The organism is Kribbella sp. NPDC026596, assembly GCF_040638415.1.
GTDB lineage: Bacteria > Actinomycetota > Actinomycetes > Propionibacteriales > Kribbellaceae > Kribbella.
On the sequence record NZ_JBEZYF010000067.1, the window covers coordinates 21735 to 42523 of the forward strand.

The following is a 20789-nucleotide window of genomic DNA, read 5'->3' on the forward strand; positions in this document are numbered from 1 at the left end:
GGCCAATCCTGCCGACTCCTGGTGTCAGGTCAGGACGGCAGGGTGGCGTCCAGCAGCAGCCCGGCGGCCTCGCGGGCGCGGATCGCGGGGTCGGGGGAGCCGGAGATCGCGGCGCGGGTGATCGCGCCTTCGCTGAGCAGGATGAGCGCTGTCCGACTGGTTGCAGAGGACAAGGTGGCCGACCTGGTTCAGCATCGCGCGGCGGTGGTCGGCCAGACGGTCGGGATCGGTCGCGTCGGCCTCCGCGGCGAGCTTGATCAGCGCCTGCCGGAAGCCTTCCTTGTGCTGCAGTGCCATCTCGGCGACCCGGGGCGAGACCGACCCGAACTCGCGGAACGCGTTGATGAACGCCGCTGGTTCGTGAGCTCGCGGTCGGCGCGGGTGCGGCCGTTGTGTTCCCGGAGTACGACCTCTCGCCGGAGGTCCGGTACCCGCACGCGCTCGAGCAGAACTACGCGGTGGCTCGCTGGATCATTGCCTCGGGCAAGGATCATGGCCTGGACGCGGAGCGGCTCGCGATCGCCGGCGACTCGGTCGGTGGCAACATGACCGCGGGGGTGACGCTGCTCGCCAAGGAGCGGGGCGACGTGAAGTTCGTCCAGCAAGTGCTGTTCTACCCGGTCACCGACGCCTCGTTCGACACCGACTCGTACAAGCAGTTCGCCGAGGGCTACTTCCTCATGCGGGACGGCATGAAGTGGTTCTGGGATCAGTACACGACCGACGAGAACGAGCGGAACCAGATCACCGCGTCCCCGCTGCGCGCGACCACCGAGCAGCTGACGGGCCTGCCCCCGGCGCTGGTGATCACGGGCGCGGCCGACGTACTGCGTGACGAGGGTGAGGCCTACGCCGCCAAGCTGCTCGAGGCCGGCGTTCCGACGACCGCCGTACGGTTCGCCGCGATCATCCACGACTTCGTGATGCTGGACGCGCTCCGCGAAACCCACGCGGCGGGTGCGGCCATCGAGCTGGCCATCTCGACGTTGCGGAAGGCCCTCAACTGACCTGCGCGAGTTCGGCGAACGCGGCGGCCAGCTTCGGCAGTGTGTAGTGGGCGTTGAGGCCACTCGGGTTCGGCAGGATCCAGACCCGGGTGGTGCCGATCAGCCGCTCCTGCCGCCCGATCTGGGCCGTCCGCTCGCCGAAAGCATCCCGGTACGCCGTGACGCCGACGACGGCCAGCCACTCCGGCCGATAGCGGAGCACCTTCTTCACCAGGTTCTCCCCGCCGGCCAGATACTCCGCCCGGGTCAGCTCATCGGCTCGCGCGGACGGGCGGTCGACGACGTTGGTGATCCCGAGCCGGTAGGTCAGCAGCTCAGCCTGCTCGGCCGGTTGCAACTGCCGCGGCGTGAACCCGCTGAGGTGCAAGGCCGGCCAGAACCGATTCCCCGGTCGGGCGAAGTGGTGCCCGGTCGCCGCGGACATCAGCCCGGGGTTGATCCCGGAGAACAGCACCCGCAGCCCATCGTTGATCACATCCGCCAGAGGCTGCACGCGCCACACAGTAGCTGTCAACCCAGGGTTGACGCTCCAAGCATCGTCAACCTAAGGTTGACGGCATGACTCCTGGACCGGATCTGCAGCAGCTCATCGACATCATCAAGGCCGACGCGGGGACCGACGACGAGCTCGAGCAGCTCGCGACCGCGGCGACGACGATCAGTGAACTGACCGGCACGAGCGACGCGGCGCTCGGGTTCTTCGTGGATCGGGCCCGCGGCGCGGGGAAGTCGTGGGTCGAGATCAGCGCGGTGCTCGGGGTGAGCAAGCAGGCCGCGCACAAGCGGTTCGCCGACTCCTGGACGACCAAGCCCGCCTTCAATCGGTACACCCAGCGCGCGATGGCCGTGGTGAAGGCCGCGGCGGACGTCGCCGGCGCAGACAACCACGACTACATCGGCACCGAGCATCTGCTGCTCGCGTTCTTCACCCAGCCCGAATCGCTGGCCACGAAGGCGCTGCTCCAGCACGGCCTCACCGAAGAGGGCGTCCGCGCGGCAGTCCACGAGGTCAATCCCGCCGAGGAGCCGACCGACCCGCCGAAGACGCTCGACGCCGCGCGACCTCCATTCACCCGGCGGACCGCACACGTACTGCAAGGAGCCGTAGGGGAGGCTCTGACGCTCGGCCACAACTATGTCGGCACCGAGCATCTGCTGCTCGCGTTCTACCGGGATCAGGGTGGCCTGGCGACGAAGATCCTGCTGGCGCAGGGCTTCGACGAGAGCGCCGCGTGGACCGCCCTCCGTGCACTGCTCGAGGAGGCCACGAAGTAGGTTGGCCGCATGCCTGACTGGTCTGCGCGGTTGAGTGAACTGGCGGTGGCGGGGGAGGTTCCCGGAGCGGTGCTCGGGATCTGGCACGACGGTGAGACGACGATCGCGCCGTACGGCGTCCTGAACGCCGGGACCGGGGTCGAGACCACCGCCGACTCGCTGTTCCAGATCGGCTCGGTGACCAAGCCGTGGACCGCCACGATGATCGTCCAGCTCGCCGCCGAGGGCCGGCTGACGCTGGACGATCCGGTGGTGAAACTGTTGCCCGAGGCACCGATTGATCCGCGGATCACGGTCCGTCACCTGCTCACCCACACCAGCGGGATCGACGGCGATGTGTTCACCGACACCGGCCGCGGTGACGACTGCGTCGAGCGGTACGTCGCTCTCCTTGCCGACGTCGACCGTCTCTTCGATCCCGGTACGGCGTACTCCTACTGCAACGCGGGATTCGTGCTGCTCGGCCGGATCATCGAGGTCCTCGACGGCTGCACCTGGGACGAGTCGCTCAAGGCCCGCCTGGTCGAGCCGCTCGGCCTGACGAAGACGGTGACCCTCCCGGAGGAAGCGATTCTGCACCGAGCCGCGCTCGGTCACCTCGCCAGTGACAGCACGCCAGTGAAGACGTGGCAGCTGCCCCGCAGTATCGGTCCGGCCGGGCTGATCACGGCGAGTGCGAGCGACGTACTCGAGTTCGCCCGGATGCACCTGACCGACGACCGCTACGCCGTCATGCAGGAGCCGCAGGTCCCGTACGCGGGTGGCATCGGAGGCTTCAACGACCTCGGCCTGGCGTGGCGGATCTACGACTGGGACGGCCGCCGGCTGTTCGGCCACGACGGTACGACGATCTCGCAGCTGGCGTTCCTGCGGATCGACCCCGAGGCCCGGCTGATCATGTGCCTGCTGACCAACTCCGGCAACGGTACGACGCTGTTCGAGCCGCTGGCCACCGAGGTCTTCACTCACTTCACCGGTGTCGCTCACCCGGCTCCACCGCAACCGATCGACGCCCCCATCGACGACCGCCATATCGGCCGCTTCGAACGGGCCAGCGTGCGGCTGGACGTCGTACGCCGGGAGGGCCGCCTGGTCATGATCTACCAGGCGACGGGCGACCGGCTGACGTTCACCGACCAGCCGTCGCACGAGTACGAGCTGCGCCAGACGGAGCCTGCCGACGGCGATCATTTCGTCACCCGGGAGGCGCCGACGCACCCGTGGATCCCGGTCACCTTCACTCCGACCCACGTCTTCACGTCAGGCCGCGTCACGCCCAGGGTCTGAAATACCGCGGGCGTTGCTGGGGTGAGCGAGCTAACGTCTTCAGGGTGACTAGTGCACCTGCTGAACTTCCCCGTAAGGCCGGTGACCTCCGGGCCGCCGGATATCTCCCTCGGTCGATCAAGGCCGAACTTCGTGACAACCTCCTGACAGAGCTCCGGGCCGGGCGTGATCCCTGGCCCGGCATCGTCGGATTCACCCGGACGGTGATTCCGCAACTCGAACGCGCCCTGCTCGCGGGCCATGATGTCGTCCTGCTGGGTGAGCGTGGTCAGGGCAAGACCCGGCTGCTGCGCACCCTGGTCGGCCTGCTCGACGAGTGGACCCCGGTGATCGAAGGGGCCGAGCTCCCCGAACACCCGCTCGACCCGATCACCCCCGCCTCGCGCCGCCGCGCCGCCGAGCTGGGCGACGACCTGCCGGTCGCGTGGCTGCACCGCAGCCTGCGGTACGCCGAGAAGCTCGCGACCCCGGACACCTCGGTCGGCGACCTGATCGGCGACGTGGACCCGGTGAAGGTGGCCGAGGGCCGCAGCCTCGGTGACCCGGAGACCATCCATTTCGGCCTGGTCCCGCGGGCGCACCGCGGCATCGTGGCGATCAACGAGCTGCCGGACCTGGCCGAGCGGATCCAGGTCGCGCTGCTCAACGTGATGGAAGAGCGCGACATCCAGGTCCGTGGGTACACACTGCGGCTGCCGCTCGACGTGTTGCTGGTGGCAACGGCCAACCCGGAGGACTACACCAACCGCGGCCGCATCATCACGCCGCTGAAGGACCGGTTCGGGGCGGAGGTGCGGACTCACTACCCGCTCGACATCGATGCCGAGGTGGACGTGATCCGGCAGGAGGCCGAATTCACCGCCGAGGTGGGCGAGCCGCTGCTGGAGGTGCTGGCCCGGTTCGTCCGGCATCTGCGGGAGTCGACCGCGATCGACCAGCGCTCGGGCGTGTCGGCACGGTTCGCGGTCGCCGCGGCCGAGACGATCGCCGCCGCCGCGTTGCGCCGCAGCGCGATCACCGGTGAGGAGCCGGCCGTCGCGCGTCCGATCGACCTCGAGGCCGTGCCCGCCGTGCTGCGCGGCAAGCTCGAGTTCGAGCCCGGCGAGGAAGGGCGCGAGATCGAACTGCTCGAGTACCTGCTGCGCCGCTCGGTCGCGGACACCGCGCGCGAGCGGTTCGCCGGCCTCGACCTCAGCCCGCTCGCCCACGCGATTGCCGATGGCAACCTTGTGACGACCGGCGAGCGAGTGCCCGGCCGCGACGTACTCGCGGCATTGCCCGAGCTGCCCGTGCTCCACGACGTCGCGGCCCGCGCCGGCGTCGAGCCGGACGAGTCGCCGGGCCGGATCGCCGCCGCGGTCGAGCTCGCCCTGGAGGCGCTCTACCTGTCCAAACGAGTCGCCAAGGACGCCGACGACGACACGACGATCTACGGGGTCTGACATGACAGTGTTGAATGCCGCGCCTCCGGCGCGGGGGTCATGGGGCTTTGACTCCCGGCCTTCCCTCGTCGCTCCGGTCGCTGCGCTCCCTGCGCTCCTCAGTCCAGGCCGGGAGGCCCCATGACCGCGTCGATACCGGAAGGCTGGTCCTACGGGCCGTGGCACGACGGGCCTGATCCACTGAAGGCGCCGGCGGATCTGCGGGACGCGCTGGACGAGATCGGCCGCGACGTGATGAGCGGTTCGTCGCCGCGGTCCGCGCTGGAGGAGCTGCTCCGGCGCGGTACCCGGAACACCCAGGGCCTGGACGATCTGACCCGGCGGTTGTGGGAGCGCCGCCGCGAGATCCAGCGGCGGCACAACCTCGAGGGCACGCTGCGGGACGTCCAGCGGTTGCTCGACGAGGCGCTCGAGGCCGAGCGGCACGAGCTGTTCCCGAACCCGTCCGACGACGCCCGGTTCCGGGAGGCTCAGCTCGACGCGCTCCCGTCCGGTACGGCGGCCGCCGTCCGGGAGCTGGCCAACTACGACTGGCAGTCGTCAGAGGCTCGGGAGAAGTACGAGGAGATCCGTGAGTTGCTCGGGCGTGAGTTGCTCGGGTCACGGTTCGAGGGCATGAAGGAGGCTCTGCAGCAGACCACGCCCGAGGACGTCGAGGCCATCAACGAGATGCTCACCGACCTCAACGCGTTGCTCGCGGCGCACGCACAGGGCCGGCCGGAGGTGCCGGAGCTGTTCGAGGAATTCATGGCCAAGCACGGCGAGTTCTTCCCGGAGAATCCGCGGAACGTCGACGAACTGATCGACGTCCTCGCGCAGCGGGCGGCCGCGGCGCAACGGATGCTGAACTCGATGACGCCCGAGCAGCGGGCCGAGCTGATGGAGCTGTCACAGCAGGCGTTCGGCAGCCCGCAGCTTGCTCAGCAGCTGTCGCAGCTCGACGCGCAGTTGCAGGCGCTCCGGCCGGGGGAGGACTGGTCCGGATCGGAGCGGATGAGCGGAGACGATCCGCTCGGTCTCGCCGATGGTGCGCGGGCGATGTCGGATCTCGCCGAGCTGGACGCATTGGCCGAGCAGTTGGCGCAGTCGTACCCGGGTGCGCGGTTGGAGGACATCGACCTCGACGCGCTCACGCGGCAGTTGGGTGACGAGGCAACGGTTGATGCCCGCCGGCTGTCCGAGCTCGAGCGGCAGCTTCGCGATCAGGGTTTGCTGGAACGGGCACCCGATGGATCGTTGCGGTTGTCACCGAAAGCCTTGCGGCAACTCGGTCAGACCGCGTTGGCCGACGTACTGCGGACTGCCCGGGGATCCGGTGAACGCGACGCGGCCAACGCGGGCGCGGCCGGTGAGCTGAGCGGGTCCACGCGGCAGTGGGAGTTCGGCGACACCCAGCCGTGGGACGTTCCGCGGACGGTGCGGAACGCCGTACTGCGGACGGCTTCGCGCAGCGGGTCCGTCAAGCTGGATGTCGCCGATGTGGAGATCGCGGAGACCGAGCATCGGGCCCGGGCCGCGGTCGCATTGCTGGTCGACACGTCCTGGTCGATGGTCCAGGAGGGTCGCTGGCTGCCGATGAAGCGGACGGCGCTCGCGCTGCACCAACTCATCTCGACGCGCTACCGCAACGACGCGCTGCAGTTGATCACCTTCGGCCGGTACGCCGGAGTCGTCGAGCTGCCGCAGTTGATCGGGATGGAAGGCACCTGGGAACAGGGCACCAACGCGCATCACGCCCTGCTGCTGGCCGGCCGTCACCTGCGCCGGCATCCGGACGCGCAGCCGGTCGTGCTGATGGTGACCGATGGCGAGCCGACCGCGCACCTCGAGCCGGACGGTACGGCGGAGTTCTCGTACCCGCCTGAGCCGGCGACGTTGCGGAAGACGATCTTCGAGGTGGACCGGCTGGCCAAGCTCGGCGCTTCGCTGACCGTGTTCCGGCTTGGTGATGACCCGCGCCTGAACGCGTTCGTCGACCTGCTCGCCCGCCGCAGTGGCGGGCGGGTGCTGGCGCCCGACTCGGACGGCCTCGGGGCCGCGGTGGTCGGCGACTACCTCCGCACTCGCCGGAGACTGTGAGCTGTGGGCACCTTGATAGGTGCCCACAGCAACATCATTCGATCAGGACCTGGCGGCCTGCGCTGCCTCGACCAGGTGCCGCAGGGCGGGGACGACCTCGTCGTACCCGCGCGTCTTGAGGCCGCAGTCGGGGTTGATCCACAGCTGCTCGGCGGAGGTGGTCGCGAGAGCGGCCTGGATCAGGGCGGTGAGTTCCTCGGTGCTCGGGACCCGTGGTGAGTGGATGTCGTACACGCCGGGCCCGACCCCGCGCCGGAAGCCGACGGCGGCGAGGTCCGTCAGCACCTCCATCCGCGAGCGCGCCGCCTCGATCGTGGTGACGTCCGCGTCCAGCCCGTCGATCCCGGCGATCACCGCACCGAACTCCGAATAGCACAGGTGCGTGTGGATCTGGACGCCCGCCGGCGCTCCACCGGTCGCCAGCTGGAACGCACCGACCGCCCAGTCCAGGTACGCCTTCTGTTCCGCGGCCCGCAGCGGCAGCAGTTCGCGCAACGCAGGCTCATCGACCTGCACGATCCTGATCCCGGCCGCGTCCAGGTCGGCCAGTTCGTCGCGGAGCGCCAACGCGACCTGGTCGGCCGTGGTAGCTAGCGGCTGGTCGTCCCGGACGAACGACCACGCCAGGATCGTGACGGGTCCGGTCAGCATCCCCTTCACCGGCCGCTCGGTCAGGGACTGCGCGTACGACGCCCACGACACGGTCATCGGGGCCGGTCGCGACACCTCGCCGTACAGGATCGGCGGACGGACGCAGCGGCTGCCGTACGACTGCACCCAGCCTTGTTTCGTGGTCGCGAAGCCATCCAACTGCTCGGCGAAGTACTGGACCATGTCGTTGCGCTCGGGCTCACCATGCACGAGTACGTCGAGCCCGAGCTCCTCCTGCGGCCCGATCACCCGTGCGATCTCGGCCCGCATCCGCTCGTCGTACGTCGCTGAGTCGATCCGACCGACCCGCAGGTCGGCGCGCGTCCGGCGAATGTCCGCGGTCTGTGGAAAGGAACCGATCGTGGTGGTTGCGAGCGCCGGCAGCCCGATCGACTCCTGCGCGGTACGGCGTTCGTCGTACGACGGCCGCTGTCGATCCGCGGGACGAATCGCGGCCGCCCGGTCGCGGACCGCCTGTTCACGGGCAAGGCCGGACTCCTCGACCGGTCCGCCGGGCGGGTTGCCGAGATCGACCAGGACCCCTTCGCTGAGGGCCCGGCCGAGTACGACGACCTCGTCGACCTTCTGCCGTGCGAACGCGAGCCGCTCGCGGACGCGCGGATCCAGCTCGTCCTCGGCCTCCACGTCGTACGGGACGTGCAGTAGCGAGCAGGAGGTGGAGACGACCAGCTGCCCGACCGAGTCGAGCAACTTCGCGCAGGTGGAGAGTGCGTCGCCCAACGGCGTGCGCCAGACGTTGCGGCCGTCGACCACTCCGGCGACGACGGTCTTGCGCCGCAGACTCGGCAGTACGGCGAGTTGGTCGACGAGTCCGGGGGCGGACACGAGGTCGACCGCGAGACCGTCGATGGCGGTCGACGTCAGTACTGGCAACGCGGGGCCGGGGTCACCGAAGTACGTCGCGACCAGGAGTCGTGGGCGGTCGGTGAGTGTGGCGAGGCGGTCGTAGGCGCGACGGAGAGCGTCGAGCTCGGCGGGGGTGCGGTCCTGGACCAGGGCCGGCTCGTCCAGCTGCACCCATTCCGCTCCGGCGGATTCGAGTTGGTTGAGCAGGTCGGCGTACGCATCCAGTAGGCGGTCGAGCAGGCTGAGCGGTTCGAACCCAGGCGTGACGGACTTCGAGAGCAATAGGAAGGTCATTGGTCCGATCAGGACCGGGCGGGTGTCGACGCCGAGCTCGCGTGCGGCCGCCAGGTCCTCGAGCGGCTTGGTCGCGTCGAGCTGGAAGACGGTGTTCTCGGTGAGCTCGGGGACCAGGTAGTGGTAGTTGGTGTCGAACCACTTGGTCAGCTCCAGCGGCGCGACCTCGTCCCGGCCGCGGGCCATCGCGAAGTACGTGTCGAGCTTGGAGAGGCCTCGGAAGCGGTCGGGGACGATGCCGAACAGTTGCACGTGGTCGAGCATCTGGTCGTAGTACGAGAAGGTGTTGCCGGGGAGTACGTCGAGGCCGCGGCCGGCCAGGTCGTGCCAGGTGTCGGCCCGTAGCCGGTGGGCGGCTGCCTCCAGCTCGGCCGCGTTGCTGTCGCCGGACCAGTACTTCTCGACGGCCTTCTTGAGTTCGCGGGCCGGGCCGATCCGTGGGTAGCCCAGCACAGTCTTCATGGTGTTCACGTCTCTCTCCTCGCGAGCGTGCCGATGGTTCGGCGGATCGCGGGGAGACCGTGCCGGTGGGGTCGGTTGGATGCGGCCGACCGGGCAGGGTCCTCCCACGAGACCACCGTTCCCGCGCGCACCGGGTTGGTGAGCGCACCGGCGGCAGGTCTTCGGACTCACGGGCGGACCGGTCGCTGACCGGTGGACCTACTGGCCGTCGCTTCCCGGACGCTGGGCGTTCAGTGCTTGTGACGGCGGTCGTTCCCGTTCACCGCTGCGGGGCAGTCCCGGATTCCCACCGGGTTCCCTCTTGCCTCGCGCGATCACAACCACATGACCACGCGAACCGTCGGCGTACCCGAGCGTACGCGCGCCGGCCGCGAACCGCCGTACGTCGAGACGAACGCCACTACCGCAGTCGTCGAGCGATCTTCTGATCCGGGGTCTTGTCGTGGAGGAGGGCGGCGAGCAGCTCGATCCCGTCGACGAGCCGGGGACCCGGGCGGGCGAAGTACCCGTTCGCGTCGACCGCCCACACCGGGATGCTCGGTGGGAGGAGATTCGAGAGGTCTGCTGTCAGTCGGACGGCACCGTCGAGGTCGTACCCACACGGAGCTGACACGATCACGTCGGGGCGCGCACCACCGACCTCCTCCCAGGTGATCGGGGTCGAACGCTGACCCGCGGCGCCCAGGACGTTGGTGCCACCCGCCAGCGCCACCATCTCCGGCAACCAGTGTCCTGGCGCGTACGGCGGATCCGTCCACTCGAGCAACGCCACCCGCGGCCGCGTGCGGTTGGCTCGGACTGCCGCGGCGCGGAGCCGGCGACGGAGGTTGTCCAGGAGCGGGGTGGGGTCGCGGTCGATTGCTTTGGCGATGGTTCCGATCGAGGTGAGGACGTCTTCGAGGTTGTGTGGATCGGTGGTGACCACCTCGGCTTGGCAGCCCAGATAGCTGAGGGCGTCGGCTACTTCGGTCACGTCGATCGCGCAGACCTTGCACAGGTCCTGGGTGATGACGACATCCGGGTCGAGTTCGCGCAAGGCACCCGCGTCGAGGTGATAGAGATCCTCGCCGGCTGCGACCCGCTGCCGGACGAACGCGTCGATCTCACCCGGCGTCAGTCCCTCGGGGAGTGCGGTCGTCGACACGATCCGCCGTGCCCGCGCCGCCGCCGGATAGTCGCATTCGAACGTCACGCCGACCACATCATCACCGGCACCCAGCGCAAAGCAGATCTCGGTCGCAGACGGCAGCAACGAAACGATCCGCACCCAAGGACCCTACCCGCCACCCCGCCCCCGCAAGCCCCGCGCCCCGATCCCGCAAGCCCCCACGACCACCACCTCGCAACCCTCACGACCCCCGGCCGGCAGGCCTCACGACCCGCCCCGAAGGGCGGGTGACCCTTGCGGAAAAGTCCTGTTTGGGTTGGCGCGAGGATTCCTTGGTGAACGCGACGATTGTCTTGCGTTGTCAATGAGGGAAGGGTTTTCCGGCCTTCGACCTGTGGGCAGGGTCACGTCGGCATCGTGAGACCAGTGTTCAACTGGACTGGTTTTCTGGCTTACCCTGAAAAGACGCCCCCGCCACCGGAGTCGATGGGCCAGCGGACCACACGCCGCGACTCACCAGCACCGCCCGCAACCTTGGGAGTGACAGTGCCGAAACTCGTCTACGACTTCGCCGAAGGCAACAAGGAGATGAAGGACCTGCTCGGCGGGAAGGGGGCGAACCTGGCCGAGATGACCAACCTCGGCCTGCCCGTTCCGCCCGGTTTCACCATCACCACAGACGCCTGCCGCGCGTACCTCGCAACCGGTTCGTGCCCGCCGGAGCTGGCCGACGAGATCGACCACCACGTCGACCTGCTGCAGGAGAAGATGGGCAAGAAGCTCGGCCAGGCCGACGACCCGCTGCTGGTCTCGGTCCGGTCCGGTGCGGCCGCGTCGATGCCCGGCATGATGGAGACGGTTCTCAACGTCGGCCTCAACGACGACTCGGTGAACGGGCTCGCACATCAGTCCGGCAGCCCGCGCTTCGCCTGGGACGCGTACCGCCGGCTGATCCAGATGTTCGGCAAGACCGTGCTCGACATGAAGGGCGATGTCTTCGAGGACGCGCTCGAAGCGGCCAAGCAGGCGAAGGGCGCCCGTACCGACCTGGAGCTGGACACCCACGACCTGCAGGCCCTCGTCAAGACCTTCAAGCAGGCCGTGCACGAGCACACCGGCCGCGAGTTCCCGCAGGACCCGCGGACCCAGATGGACCTCGCGATCGAGGCCGTCTTCGGCTCGTGGAACTCCGACCGCGCGATCCTGTACCGCCGCCAGGAGCGGATCGCCACAGACCTCGGTACGGCGGTCAACATCTGCTCGATGGTGTTCGGCAACCTCGGCATGGAGTCCGGCACCGGCGTCGCGTTCACCCGCGACCCGTCGAGCGGCCAGCCCGGTGTGTACGGCGACTACCTGCAGAACGCGCAAGGCGAGGATGTGGTGGCCGGCATCCGCAACACGGTTCCGCTGGCGGACCTGGAGCAGATCGACAAGACGTCGTACGACGATCTGATGGCGATCATGGCCAAGCTCGAGGGGCACTACCGCGACCTGTGCGACATCGAGTTCACCGTCGAGCGCGGCAAGCTGTGGATGCTGCAGACCCGGGTCGGCAAGCGGACCGCGGCGGCGGCCTTCCGGATCGCGACCAGCCTGATCGACGAGGGCGTGATCGACACCGGCGAGGCACTGCGCCGGGTGAACGGCGCGCAGTTGGCGCAGCTGATGTTCCCGCGGTTCGACGCGGACGCGGACAAGGAGCTGATCACCAAGGCGATCGGCGCGTCGCCGGGTGCGGCCTCGGGCAAGGTGGTCTTCACCTCGGCCGCCGCGGTCGAGGCGGCCGACCAGGGCGAGAAGGTGATCCTGGTCCGGCGCGAGACGAACCCGGACGACCTGCACGGAATGATCGCGGCGCAGGGCATCCTGACCAGCCGCGGCGGCAAGACCTCGCACGCGGCCGTGGTCGCCCGCGGCATGGGCAAGACCTGTGTCTGCGGCGCCGAGGAGCTCGACGTGAATGTTGCCCAAGGCACCATCAAGGTGAACGGCACGGTGCTCGAGGCCGGCGAGCTGATCTCGATCGACGGCACCACCGGCGAGGTGTTCCGCGGTGAGGTCCCGGTCGTCCCGTCGCCGGTCGTCCAGTACTTCGAGGGCACGCTCGCCCCGGACGCCGGTGACGAACTCGTGGCCGCCGTACACCGGTTGATGACGCATGCCGACGAGGTACGGCGGCTCGGGGTACGGACCAATGCGGACACCGCGGACGACGCGGCCCGGGCGCGCCGGTTCGGCGCCGAGGGGATCGGGTTGTGCCGGACCGAGCACATGTTCCTGGGGGAGCGGCGGGAGTCCGTCGAGCGGCTGATCCTCGCCGACAACGACGCCGATCGGGACGCGGCGCTGGCCGAGCTCGAGCCGTTGCAGCGTGGCGACTTCCTGGAGTTGCTGACCGCGATGGACGGGCTGCCGGTGACGATCCGGCTGATCGACCCGCCGTTGCACGAGTTCCTGCCCTCGATGGAGGACCTGGCGGTCAAGGTCGCGCTGGCTCGCGAACGGGGTGAGGACCCGGGACGCGACGCCGCGTTGCTCGCCGCGGTCGAGCGGCTGCACGAGGAGAACCCGATGCTCGGCCTGCGTGGTGTCCGGCTCGGGCTGGTCATCCCGGGGCTGTTCGCGATGCAGGTACGTGCGATCGCGTCGGCCGCCGTCGAGCTTCGCGAGCAGGGCAAGGATCCGCAGCCGGAGATCATGATCCCGCTGGTCGGCGCGGTCCAGGAGCTGCAACTGGCTCGCGACGAGGTGGAACGTGTGCTCACCGAGGTCGTCGGGGACTCGGACATCCCGATCGGCACGATGATCGAGCTGCCGCGGGCCGCGGTGCTCGCGGACCAGATCGCCGAGGCGGCCGACTTCTTCTCCTTCGGGACGAACGACCTCACTCAGACGACGTGGGGCTTCAGCCGCGACGACGTCGAAGGCGCGTTCTTCTCCCAGTACCTGGAGAAGGGCATCTTCGCGATGTCGCCGTTCGAGTCGATCGACCGCGAGGGAGTCGGCGCACTCGTCCGTACCGGCGTCGACCGCGGCCGCGCCGCCAAGCCCGACCTCAAACTCGGCGTCTGCGGCGAACACGGCGGCGATCCCGACAGCATCCACTTCTTCCACGAGGCAGGCCTCGACTACGTCTCCTGCTCCCCCTTCCGAATCCCCGTAGCCCGCCTGGAATCCGGCCGCGCCGCCCTCGCCTAACGGCCGTACCCGGAACGGCCGGGGTTGGGGAGGTCCCGAATCGGGCAGGAATCCTCCCCGCTCCGGTCACCCGGGGGCCTTGACAGCGGAGCCGCGTGACGGACTGTAGAACCGGATCCGGCCTTTGATGGACGCGGCGGGCGGGTTGGTTACGAAGGGTTATGTGACTCAACTGTCTGCAGCAATTTCCTTAACCAACCCCTTGCGTAAGCGCTCTCCTGGTGGCGAGAATGTGCGGGCGGGAAGGGCGATCACTCGTCGACTTTCGGGTCTGACCTGAACCAGCCGCTGTGGCGGCTCGTGACTCCCTTCCCGCACCAAATCCTCTTGTTTTCAAGGCCGATGTAGGGTTTCGGCATGGCCCTTTATGTCGTGCAGCTGCGCTTCGACCTCGCCGAGTCAGACCGCCGGATGGCCGTCCGTCCGGCGCACCGTGAGTACCTCACCGAGCTGAAGACCGCCGGCAAGCTCGTCGTCGCCGGACCTTTCGCCGACCAGACCGGCGCCCTCCTCGTGTACGACGTCGCCGACGAAGCCGAACTCCGCGACATCCTCGCCAAGGACCCCTACACCCCCGCCAACGTCGCCGAAATCGCCACCCTCGCCGAGTGGGAACCCCTGTTCCCCCTCAGCTGATCGACGCCAGCAACTCGAGGACCTTCGTCCACCCCTGGAGCAGCGCGGACTCGTTCGCGGCGTGGGTCCCGCCTGTGTCGAACGGCTCCGCCTGCCCGGGATAAACGAACTTCGATCCGTGCGGCAGGTACGGCGCGCCGCCGATGCTGTGCCCGGCACCTTGCACGACCAGCGCCTCATGCGGGAACCGGCGGTTCGCCTGGTCGAGTTCGTGCACGATCAGTGGCGCCGCGAAGTTCGACTCCCACAACCGGTCGTCGGACCCAGCGACCGCAAGGACCGGGCCGTCGATGTGGTCGACAGGAATCAGGTCTTTGAGCACGGCTTGCCCCCGCAGTGTCCAGGCAACGCCGTCCGGGCGCGGGGACGACTCGTGGACCACCGAGGCCGGCGCGTAGAGAACAGCGCCGTGCAGCAGTTGAGGGAAGTCCTGTGCCACCAGGAGCGCAGCCTCGGTGCCACGTGACGCGCTCATCACGATCACGTGCGCGGGATCGACGCCAGGGCGACAGGACGGTCCACGTGAACGACCGCCTGGTCAGCGCCCGATGAGCACCCGGCCGCGACCAGGCAAAGGACCAGCATGCTCGCGCGGATCCGGTGCATACCCGAATGGTCGCGCGGTTCCGGTTCACCGAGTTGTCAGATGTCGGCTGGTTCCAGGTTTAGGTGGTCTACGTAGGCCCAGAGCCAGACTAGGGGGGCGAGGACCAGTTCTGGTTCGTTGTCCTCGTCGGCGATGAACAGCATCGAGGCTTCGCCGTTGGCGATGTCCTCGATGACCGCTTCGCACAGCTCGAGGGCGAGCTCGAACGGCAGCAGGCGCGGCCCGTTCTCCCAGCGCGGCTCGGGGAGCGGGAGCACCGGCGCTTCGTCGGTGCCGCCGAGTTCGACCGAGACCTTCTGCAGTTCCTCGTAGAGGTCGAAGGTGATCAGTCCGGCGAGTGGGCGGCCGTCGAGGCCGATCAGGTACGGGTCGTCGGAGCCGTCGCGGAAGTTGTCGCGGATGTCCGGCAGCGCGGCCCTCAGATCGGAGGCTTCCAGGTACGGCGCCTCGCCCGGCTCCTCGTCGGCCTCGACCTCGACGAGCCCGCTGCGCATCCGGTCGAAGTCGTGCAGGAGGTCGTTCAGTTCGTCGTACGCGCCACCGCCGGGAGCCTTCTGCGCCCGCGTCTCCAGATCCCGCAGGTGCTCGACCAGGTCGTCCTCGAAGTGCAGCTCGTAGCGCGGCAGGTGCGCCTCGCGGCCGGCGTTGATCTGCGCGACGAGCTGGGTCGACACCGGCCCGAGCCGCTCGGCCAGCACCTCCAGCGGCGTGGTCGGCTTCTCCTCATCGTCGTGCGCGCAGGAGTCGTCCTCGACCTTGCCCTCGCCCTCCATCGCGAGCAGCACCTGGAACGCCGGGAACGCGACCAGCGCCGCGGTCGCCATCATCCCGTCGCCGATCAGCATCAGCGGGTTGCCGCCGGCCTCGGTCCGGCGCAGATGATCGGGCATCAGTACGGCGGCCTGCTCGACGTTCACCTGACTCGCCAGCGACGAAAGCCCGTGGTCGCCGTCGACCCCGAGCAGCTCGACCAGGCGCTCCGAGCTCATGTCGAAGTTCGAGCGCAGGTAGTACCGCAGCCAGCCCGCGTCGACCGGGCTCGCCAGCAGCTCCGCGATCCGCGCCCGGAAGTCGGCCAGGTCCGCGATCGCGAGCACCACCAGCACCGGCTGGTCGCCGTCACCGATCACCAGCGGCCGGGTGTCGCCGTTGTGGAATCCCTCGATGACCTGGTGCAGGCTGTCCGCGGCTGCCTCGAGCGGCCACGACTCCGCCTCGAACTCGCTGACCACCGCGGCGGAGGTGTCGTAGGGCATCTGCTGATCCTCTCCTGGCGGCGGGAGTTGGAGTAACTGTAGGCGGCCGTCGTTTCGACGGACGGTAGTGGGTGGGTCCGTCGGGGGCCGGTGTGGGGGCCGGCGTGACATTGGCTACGCTGGCACCGGCGGGTCGATGCAGAGGTATCTCACATGTGAGATAAGGTCCGGCGCATGACCGATGACTACCTGAGCCGGATCGGAAATCTCATCCGGGACGCCCGCAAGCATCGCGGCTGGACGCAGACGCAACTCGCGGAAGTACTGAACACCAGCCAGAGTGCGGTGAACAGGATCGAAAAGGGTCATCAGAACCTCACCCTCGAGATGCTCGCCCGGATCGGCGAGGCACTCGACTCCGAAATTGTCTCTCTCGGCGGCGGGCCGGTCCACCTCCGCGTCGTGGGCGGATTGCGGTTGTCCGGGTCCATCGACGTGAAATCGAGCAAGAACGCCGGTGTCGCGCTGCTGTGTGCCAGCCTGCTGAACAAGGGCCGTACGACGCTGCGCAAGGTGGCCCGGATCGAAGAGGTCAACCGGCTGCTCGAGGTCCTGAACTCGATCGGCGTCCGGACCACCTGGCTGAACGACGCCGGCGACCTGGAGATCGTCCCGCCGGCCCACCTCGACCTGGCCGCGATGGATGCCGAGGCGGCACGGCGTACCCGCTCGATCATCATGTTCCTCGGCCCGCTGCTGCACCGCGAGGACACTTTCCAGTTGCCGTACGCCGGTGGCTGCGACCTGGGCACGCGGACCGTCGAGCCGCACATGGCCGCGCTGCGTCCGTTCGGGCTGGAGGTGAAGGCGACCGGCGGTGAGTACCACGCGGTGGTGAATCGGGCGCTGAGCCCGGGCAAGCCGATCGTGCTGACCGAGCGCGGCGACACCGTGACCGAGAACGCGATCATGGCCGCGGCCCGGTACGACGGTGTCACGGTGATCCGCAACGCCAGCTCGAACTACATGGTCCAGGACCTGTGCTTCTACCTCGACCTGCTCGGCGTCAAGATCGACGGCGTCGGTTCCACCACGCTGACCGTGCACGGCAAGGCCGAGATCGACGTGGACGTCGACTACGCGCCGTCCGAGGACCCGATCGAGGCGATGAGCCTGCTCACCGCGGCGATCGTGACCGGCTCGGAGATCACCATCCGGCGGGCGCCGGTGGAGTTCCTCGAGATCGAGCTCGCGCTGCTGGAGGAGATGGGCTTCGACTACAGCCGCAGCGACGAGTACCTGGCCGAGAACGGGCGGACCCGGCTGGTCGACCTGACCACCCGGCCCTCGAAGCTGCACGCGCCGATCGACAAGATCCACCCGATGCCGTTCCCCGGCCTGAACATCGACAACCTGCCGTTCTTCGCGGTGATCGCGGCGAAGGCGACCGGTCAGACGCTGATCCATGACTGGGTCTACGAGAACCGGGCGATCTACCTGACCGACCTGAACAAGCTCGGCGGCCGGGTCAAGCTGCTCGACCCGCACCGGGTGATGGTCGAAGGCCCGACGCACTTCTCGGGTGCGGAGATCATGTGCCCGCCGGCGCTGCGCCCGGCCGTGGTCACGCTGATCGCGATGATGGCCGCGAAGGGTACGTCGGTCCTGCGCAGCGTCTACGTGATCAACCGCGGCTACGAGGACCTCGCCGCCCGGCTGAACTCGCTAGGCGCCCAGATCGAGACGTTCCGGGACATCTGAGTCCTGGACGTCTGAGTCCTGCAGGAAGGCGACGGCCTCGGTGATCACTTCCGGATCGGCCAGGATCCGGCTGTGACCGAGGCCGCTCGTCGGCAGGAAATGCGCCCGCGGCCCGTAGGCCCTCAAGAGCACTCGCGCCTGCTGCGGATCAACCACGTCGTCCTCGTCGTTGTGGATCACCAGCAGATCGATGTCGCCGGTGGCCACCGAGAACCGGGTCCAGATCCCGTCGTCGCCATCGAAGTACCCGCGCTCGATGCGGCGCCGGAGCTCTCGGTTGATCTTCGGGCCCAGACCCAACTCGCGGCAGAAGGTGTCCGCCAGGTAGGCGAACTCGGCGACGCCGCTGATCGTGACCAGCCGGCGGGCGGCGACCCCTTCGCGGACGGCGTACAGGGCGAACGGTACGCCGAGGGAGTGGGCGATCACGCCTTCGAACGGGCCGTGCCGTTCCTCCAGTCCGCGGATGATGCGCTGGTGGCCGAGGATCGACACGATCGGCCCCGCGGAGTCGCCGTGGCCGGGAGCGTCGTACGAGACCGGGCTGTAGCCGAGCTCGAGCAGCTTGGTGACGAACCCGGCGTACCTGGACGCGCGGGAGCGCCAGCCGTGCACGAGCAGCACCGGCCGGCGGCCGTCGCCCCACGCGTAGGTGACGACCCCGTCGACGACCTCGATCCGCGCGGCCTCGTGGATCTTGCGCTCGGAGTCGCGGACCTGGCCACGGGCGAAGGGACGGCGCCAGAGTGCGAACGCGAGGCGCCCGGCCAGCCGGGGTGACAACGATCCGATTGTCGACAATCCGGTCCTGACCAGCTTCTTCATGGCGCTCCTCGGCTGCGTGGCGTTGACTCTGGCAAACTATACGAACGGTCGTATTATTAGTTTGTCAGAGCGCGAACGTCAACACCACTAGGATCGGGAACCGTGGAGAAGGTCGACGGACGGCTGGTGCGGGGTGACCAGACCCGGCGCGCCGTGCTGCGCCGGGCGGTAGACATCGCATCGGTCGACGGACTCGAAGGGCTGTCGATCGGGCGGCTCGCGACCGAGCTGGGGATCAGCAAGAGCGGGCTGTTCGCGCACTTCGGCTCGAAGGAGGAGCTGCAGCTCGCGACGATCCGGGCCGCGCGACGGATCTACGCCGACAACGTGGTGACGCCGGCGTTCGAGGTCGAGCCCGGGCTCGGGCGGGTCTGGGCGTTGAGTGCGCACTGGCTCGACTACTCGCAAAGCCGGGTGTTCCCGGGCGGGTGCTTCTTCCAGAAGGTCTCTCACGAGTACGCGGCCCGTGGGGGAGCGGTGCAGGACTCACTCGCCGCCGTGCATCGCGAGTGGATGGATCTGATCGAGACCATGATCGGCGAGGCGATCGAGCGCGGCGAGCTGGCCGGGGATCCGAAGCTCCTGGCCTTCGACCTCAACGCGTACTACGAGGCCGCGAACCTCGCGTCGATCCTGCATGAGGACAACACGACCTACGATCAGGCCCGTCATGCGGTCCGCTTCCGTCTCGAGTCAGCAGCCACCGCGGGCACAGCCTTGCCCTGGTGAGGTTGTCGGTGGGCTTCTCTAGGTTTGCGGCATGCGGCCTCAGGTGGTGGCTCAGGTGGCGGTCTCGCTGGACGGGGTGACGTCGGGGTTCGACGTCGACCTCGCGCGGTTCTACGCGCTCGCGACCTTGTGGCAGGAGGACGTCACGCTGGCCGGCGCCGACACGATCCTCGCGCAGGAGGTCGCCGTACGGGCCGCTCCACGGCCAGGGCCGAAGCCCGATGGTCCGTTGCTCGCGGTGGTGGACAGTCGCGCGCGGGTCCGCGAGTGGGAGACGCTGCGACAGCTCGGCTACTGGTCCGACGTCCTTGCCTTGTACGCCGATCAGACGCCGGCGCGACCGCCTGATGCGACGACCCGCGAGCTCGTCACCGGCTACGAGCACGTTGACCTGGCCGAGGTGCTCGATGTCCTCGGTCGGCGTGGGGTGCAGACGGTTCGCGTCGACTCCGGCGGTGCGCTCGTCAATGCGCTCCTCGACCTCGGGCTGGTCGACGAGCTCGCCCTGCTGGTCCACCCGGTGCTCGTTGGCACCGGCCGACGCTGGTGCGACACCCGGAAGCTGACCCTTCACCCGGTCGGCACCGAGGTATTCGGGGGCGGCGTCGTCTGGCTCCGCTACTGCGTCTCCACCTGACGCCCGATGGAGACCGCTCTGGCGACTCACGCCCCTCAGGTGAGATCGTCAGAGCGGCCGGCCTCCAGGCGTGACCACTGCGAGATGGGGCGGCCGTTGCCGGTCAGGCCACCGACCTCCCACTGCTGCGGCCAGCCGTCGGGGGAGTCCTCGTGCACTTCCTGGCGCCCGTACACGGTGAGGTCCATCAGCGAGTAACTGTTGTCCATCACCTCGACGCCGCGGATGGTGGTCCACCAGGTATCGAACACGCGATCGCCGTCGCGGACGTAACAGACCAGGTGCATGTTGCCGATCTTGCGCCCGACGAGGAGTTCGTCGAGGGAGTCCACGGCCGAGTACCACGGCATCGTCCAGCCCATGAAATCGCGGTAGCGGCGGCTCTCGTCGTACGGGCCCTGGCAGAAGACGGCGTCCGTGATGTCGCGGGAGTGCAGGTAGGACAGTTCCGCGACGTTGCCGTTGCACCACGTGCAGCCCTGGCACTGCTCGGCCGCGGGGTGGCCGGGGTGCCACATGAAGTAGTAGGCGATGAGTTGCTTGCGCGCCTTCTCGCGTACGCGCAGAGCGTCCAGTTCCGTCTCGAACGCGGTCCGATCGACTACCTCCGGCAGGCTTGACCTTCGTTCGTCAACCACGACTACTTTCCTTCCGTCGATTACCTGGTACCCGCAACGTCGGAGCCGATGCGCTCTGCGTGACATGTGTTCACCGAACTGTCGGTG

Annotated in this window: 18 protein-coding genes and 1 riboswitch; of the genes, 10 read left to right on the top strand and 8 right to left on the bottom strand. The window is 68.6% G+C overall.

Annotated features, from left to right (window positions below; all coding sequences use genetic code 11):
* Positions 1 to 29 precede the first annotated feature (29 nt).
* Positions 30 to 173, bottom strand: coding sequence for a hypothetical protein (locus tag AB0E63_RS37125; protein ID WP_360376681.1), 144 nt, complete (start codon positions 171 to 173; stop codon positions 30 to 32).
* Positions 174 to 353: 180 nt separating this feature from the next.
* Between AB0E63_RS37125 and AB0E63_RS37130 the strand changes: the two genes are divergently transcribed.
* Positions 354 to 1007 (top strand): alpha/beta hydrolase, encoded by a 654-nt coding sequence (locus AB0E63_RS37130; protein WP_360376738.1) that lies wholly within the window; start codon positions 354 to 356, stop codon positions 1005 to 1007.
* Here the strand turns inward: AB0E63_RS37130 and mug are convergent.
* Entirely contained in the window at positions 1000 to 1500 is a 501-nt protein-coding gene (gene mug / locus AB0E63_RS37135; RefSeq protein ID WP_360376684.1) for a G/U mismatch-specific DNA glycosylase, read from the bottom strand. The two genes, AB0E63_RS37130 and mug, sit on opposite strands and share 8 nt — an antisense overlap.
* Positions 1501 to 1565: 65 nt before the next feature.
* On the opposite strand from mug, the gene AB0E63_RS37140 reads away from it, so the two are divergent.
* From AB0E63_RS37140 to AB0E63_RS37155, 4 genes are all read left to right on the top strand, one after another.
* Entirely contained in the window at positions 1566 to 2282 is a 717-nt protein-coding gene (locus AB0E63_RS37140; RefSeq protein WP_360376687.1) for a Clp protease N-terminal domain-containing protein, read from the top strand.
* Between the two features lie 9 nt (positions 2283 to 2291).
* The gene (locus AB0E63_RS37145; RefSeq protein WP_360376690.1) at positions 2292 to 3569 is read left to right on the top strand and encodes a serine hydrolase domain-containing protein; all 1278 of its coding nucleotides are present in this window, start codon (positions 2292 to 2294) and stop codon (positions 3567 to 3569) included.
* Positions 3570 to 3613: 44 nt separating this feature from the next.
* Positions 3614 to 5011 (top strand): ATP-binding protein, encoded by a 1398-nt coding sequence (locus AB0E63_RS37150; RefSeq protein WP_360376692.1) that lies wholly within the window; start codon positions 3614 to 3616, stop codon positions 5009 to 5011.
* Positions 5012 to 5131: 120 nt separating this feature from the next.
* Positions 5132 to 7090, top strand: a complete 1959-nt coding sequence (locus tag AB0E63_RS37155; protein ID WP_360376695.1) for a VWA domain-containing protein — start codon at positions 5132 to 5134, stop codon at positions 7088 to 7090.
* 42 nt (positions 7091 to 7132) lie between these two features.
* Here AB0E63_RS37155 and metE read toward each other — a convergent pair whose 3' ends face one another.
* Both metE and AB0E63_RS37165 read right to left on the bottom strand, forming a co-directional pair.
* Positions 7133 to 9364: a 5-methyltetrahydropteroyltriglutamate--homocysteine S-methyltransferase gene (metE, locus tag AB0E63_RS37160; RefSeq protein ID WP_360376741.1), complete on the bottom strand. Its 2232-nt coding sequence runs from the start codon at positions 9362 to 9364 to the stop codon at positions 7133 to 7135.
* 134 nt (positions 9365 to 9498) lie between these two features.
* Positions 9499 to 9721, bottom strand: a riboswitch (cobalamin riboswitch).
* A 43-nt stretch (positions 9722 to 9764) separates the two neighbouring features.
* Positions 9765 to 10631, bottom strand: coding sequence for an ABC transporter substrate-binding protein (locus AB0E63_RS37165; protein ID WP_360376698.1), 867 nt, complete (start codon positions 10629 to 10631; stop codon positions 9765 to 9767).
* Positions 10632 to 11018: 387 nt separating this feature from the next.
* Between AB0E63_RS37165 and ppdK the strand changes: the two genes are divergently transcribed.
* Positions 11019 to 13673 (top strand): pyruvate, phosphate dikinase, encoded by a 2655-nt coding sequence (gene ppdK, locus AB0E63_RS37170; protein ID WP_360376701.1) that lies wholly within the window; start codon positions 11019 to 11021, stop codon positions 13671 to 13673.
* A gap of 357 nt (positions 13674 to 14030) precedes the next feature.
* Positions 14031 to 14309, top strand: coding sequence for a muconolactone Delta-isomerase family protein (locus AB0E63_RS37175; protein ID WP_360376703.1), 279 nt, complete (start codon positions 14031 to 14033; stop codon positions 14307 to 14309).
* Here the strand turns inward: AB0E63_RS37175 and AB0E63_RS37180 are convergent.
* Together AB0E63_RS37180 and AB0E63_RS37185 are read right to left on the bottom strand one after the other, a co-directional pair.
* Positions 14302 to 14784 (bottom strand): acyl-CoA thioester hydrolase/BAAT C-terminal domain-containing protein, encoded by a 483-nt coding sequence (locus AB0E63_RS37180; protein ID WP_360376706.1) that lies wholly within the window; start codon positions 14782 to 14784, stop codon positions 14302 to 14304. The two genes, AB0E63_RS37175 and AB0E63_RS37180, sit on opposite strands and share 8 nt — an antisense overlap.
* 167 nt (positions 14785 to 14951) lie before the next feature.
* A complete protein-coding gene (locus AB0E63_RS37185; protein WP_360376708.1) occupies positions 14952 to 16172 on the bottom strand; it encodes a hypothetical protein in 1221 nt (406 codons plus the stop codon).
* A gap of 174 nt (positions 16173 to 16346) precedes the next feature.
* Between AB0E63_RS37185 and AB0E63_RS37190 the strand changes: the two genes are divergently transcribed.
* Positions 16347 to 17873: a UDP-N-acetylglucosamine 1-carboxyvinyltransferase gene (locus AB0E63_RS37190; protein ID WP_360376710.1), complete on the top strand. Its 1527-nt coding sequence runs from the start codon at positions 16347 to 16349 to the stop codon at positions 17871 to 17873.
* Here AB0E63_RS37190 and AB0E63_RS37195 read toward each other — a convergent pair.
* Positions 17838 to 18698, bottom strand: a complete 861-nt coding sequence (locus AB0E63_RS37195; protein ID WP_360376712.1) for an alpha/beta hydrolase — start codon at positions 18696 to 18698, stop codon at positions 17838 to 17840. The two genes, AB0E63_RS37190 and AB0E63_RS37195, sit on opposite strands and share 36 nt — an antisense overlap.
* Positions 18699 to 18800: 102 nt before the next feature.
* Here AB0E63_RS37195 and AB0E63_RS37200 point away from each other — a divergent pair, with 102 nt between their 5' ends.
* On the top strand, positions 18801 to 19427 hold the full coding sequence (locus AB0E63_RS37200) for a TetR/AcrR family transcriptional regulator (RefSeq protein WP_360376714.1): 627 nt from the start codon (positions 18801 to 18803) through the stop codon (positions 19425 to 19427).
* 31 nt (positions 19428 to 19458) lie between these two features.
* Positions 19459 to 20064, top strand: a complete 606-nt coding sequence (locus tag AB0E63_RS37205; RefSeq protein ID WP_360376717.1) for a dihydrofolate reductase family protein — start codon at positions 19459 to 19461, stop codon at positions 20062 to 20064.
* Positions 20065 to 20099: 35 nt separating this feature from the next.
* Here the strand turns inward: AB0E63_RS37205 and AB0E63_RS37210 are convergent, their stop codons facing one another.
* Entirely contained in the window at positions 20100 to 20702 is a 603-nt protein-coding gene (locus AB0E63_RS37210; protein ID WP_360376720.1) for a DUF899 family protein, read from the bottom strand.
* Positions 20703 to 20789 lie beyond the last annotated feature (87 nt).

Excerpts from the sequence above, each read along its gene's own strand:
- AB0E63_RS37140 (WP_360376687.1), top strand. The coding sequence starts at position 1,566 with ATGACTCCTGGACCGGATCTGCAGCAGCTCATCGACATCATCAAGGCC.
- AB0E63_RS37145 (WP_360376690.1), top strand. The coding sequence starts at position 2,292 with ATGCCTGACTGGTCTGCGCGGTTGAGTGAACTGGCGGTGGCGGGGGAG.
- AB0E63_RS37155 (WP_360376695.1), top strand. The coding sequence starts at position 5,132 with ATGACCGCGTCGATACCGGAAGGCTGGTCCTACGGGCCGTGGCACGAC.
- metE (WP_360376741.1), bottom strand. The coding sequence starts at position 9,364 with ATGAAGACTGTGCTGGGCTACCCACGGATCGGCCCGGCCCGCGAACTC.
- AB0E63_RS37175 (WP_360376703.1), top strand. The coding sequence starts at position 14,031 with ATGGCCCTTTATGTCGTGCAGCTGCGCTTCGACCTCGCCGAGTCAGAC.
- AB0E63_RS37180 (WP_360376706.1), bottom strand. The coding sequence starts at position 14,784 with ATGAGCGCGTCACGTGGCACCGAGGCTGCGCTCCTGGTGGCACAGGAC.
- AB0E63_RS37185 (WP_360376708.1), bottom strand. The coding sequence starts at position 16,172 with ATGCCCTACGACACCTCCGCCGCGGTGGTCAGCGAGTTCGAGGCGGAG.
- AB0E63_RS37190 (WP_360376710.1), top strand. The coding sequence starts at position 16,347 with ATGACCGATGACTACCTGAGCCGGATCGGAAATCTCATCCGGGACGCC.
- AB0E63_RS37195 (WP_360376712.1), bottom strand. The coding sequence starts at position 18,698 with ATGAAGAAGCTGGTCAGGACCGGATTGTCGACAATCGGATCGTTGTCA.
- AB0E63_RS37205 (WP_360376717.1), top strand. The coding sequence starts at position 19,459 with ATGCGGCCTCAGGTGGTGGCTCAGGTGGCGGTCTCGCTGGACGGGGTG.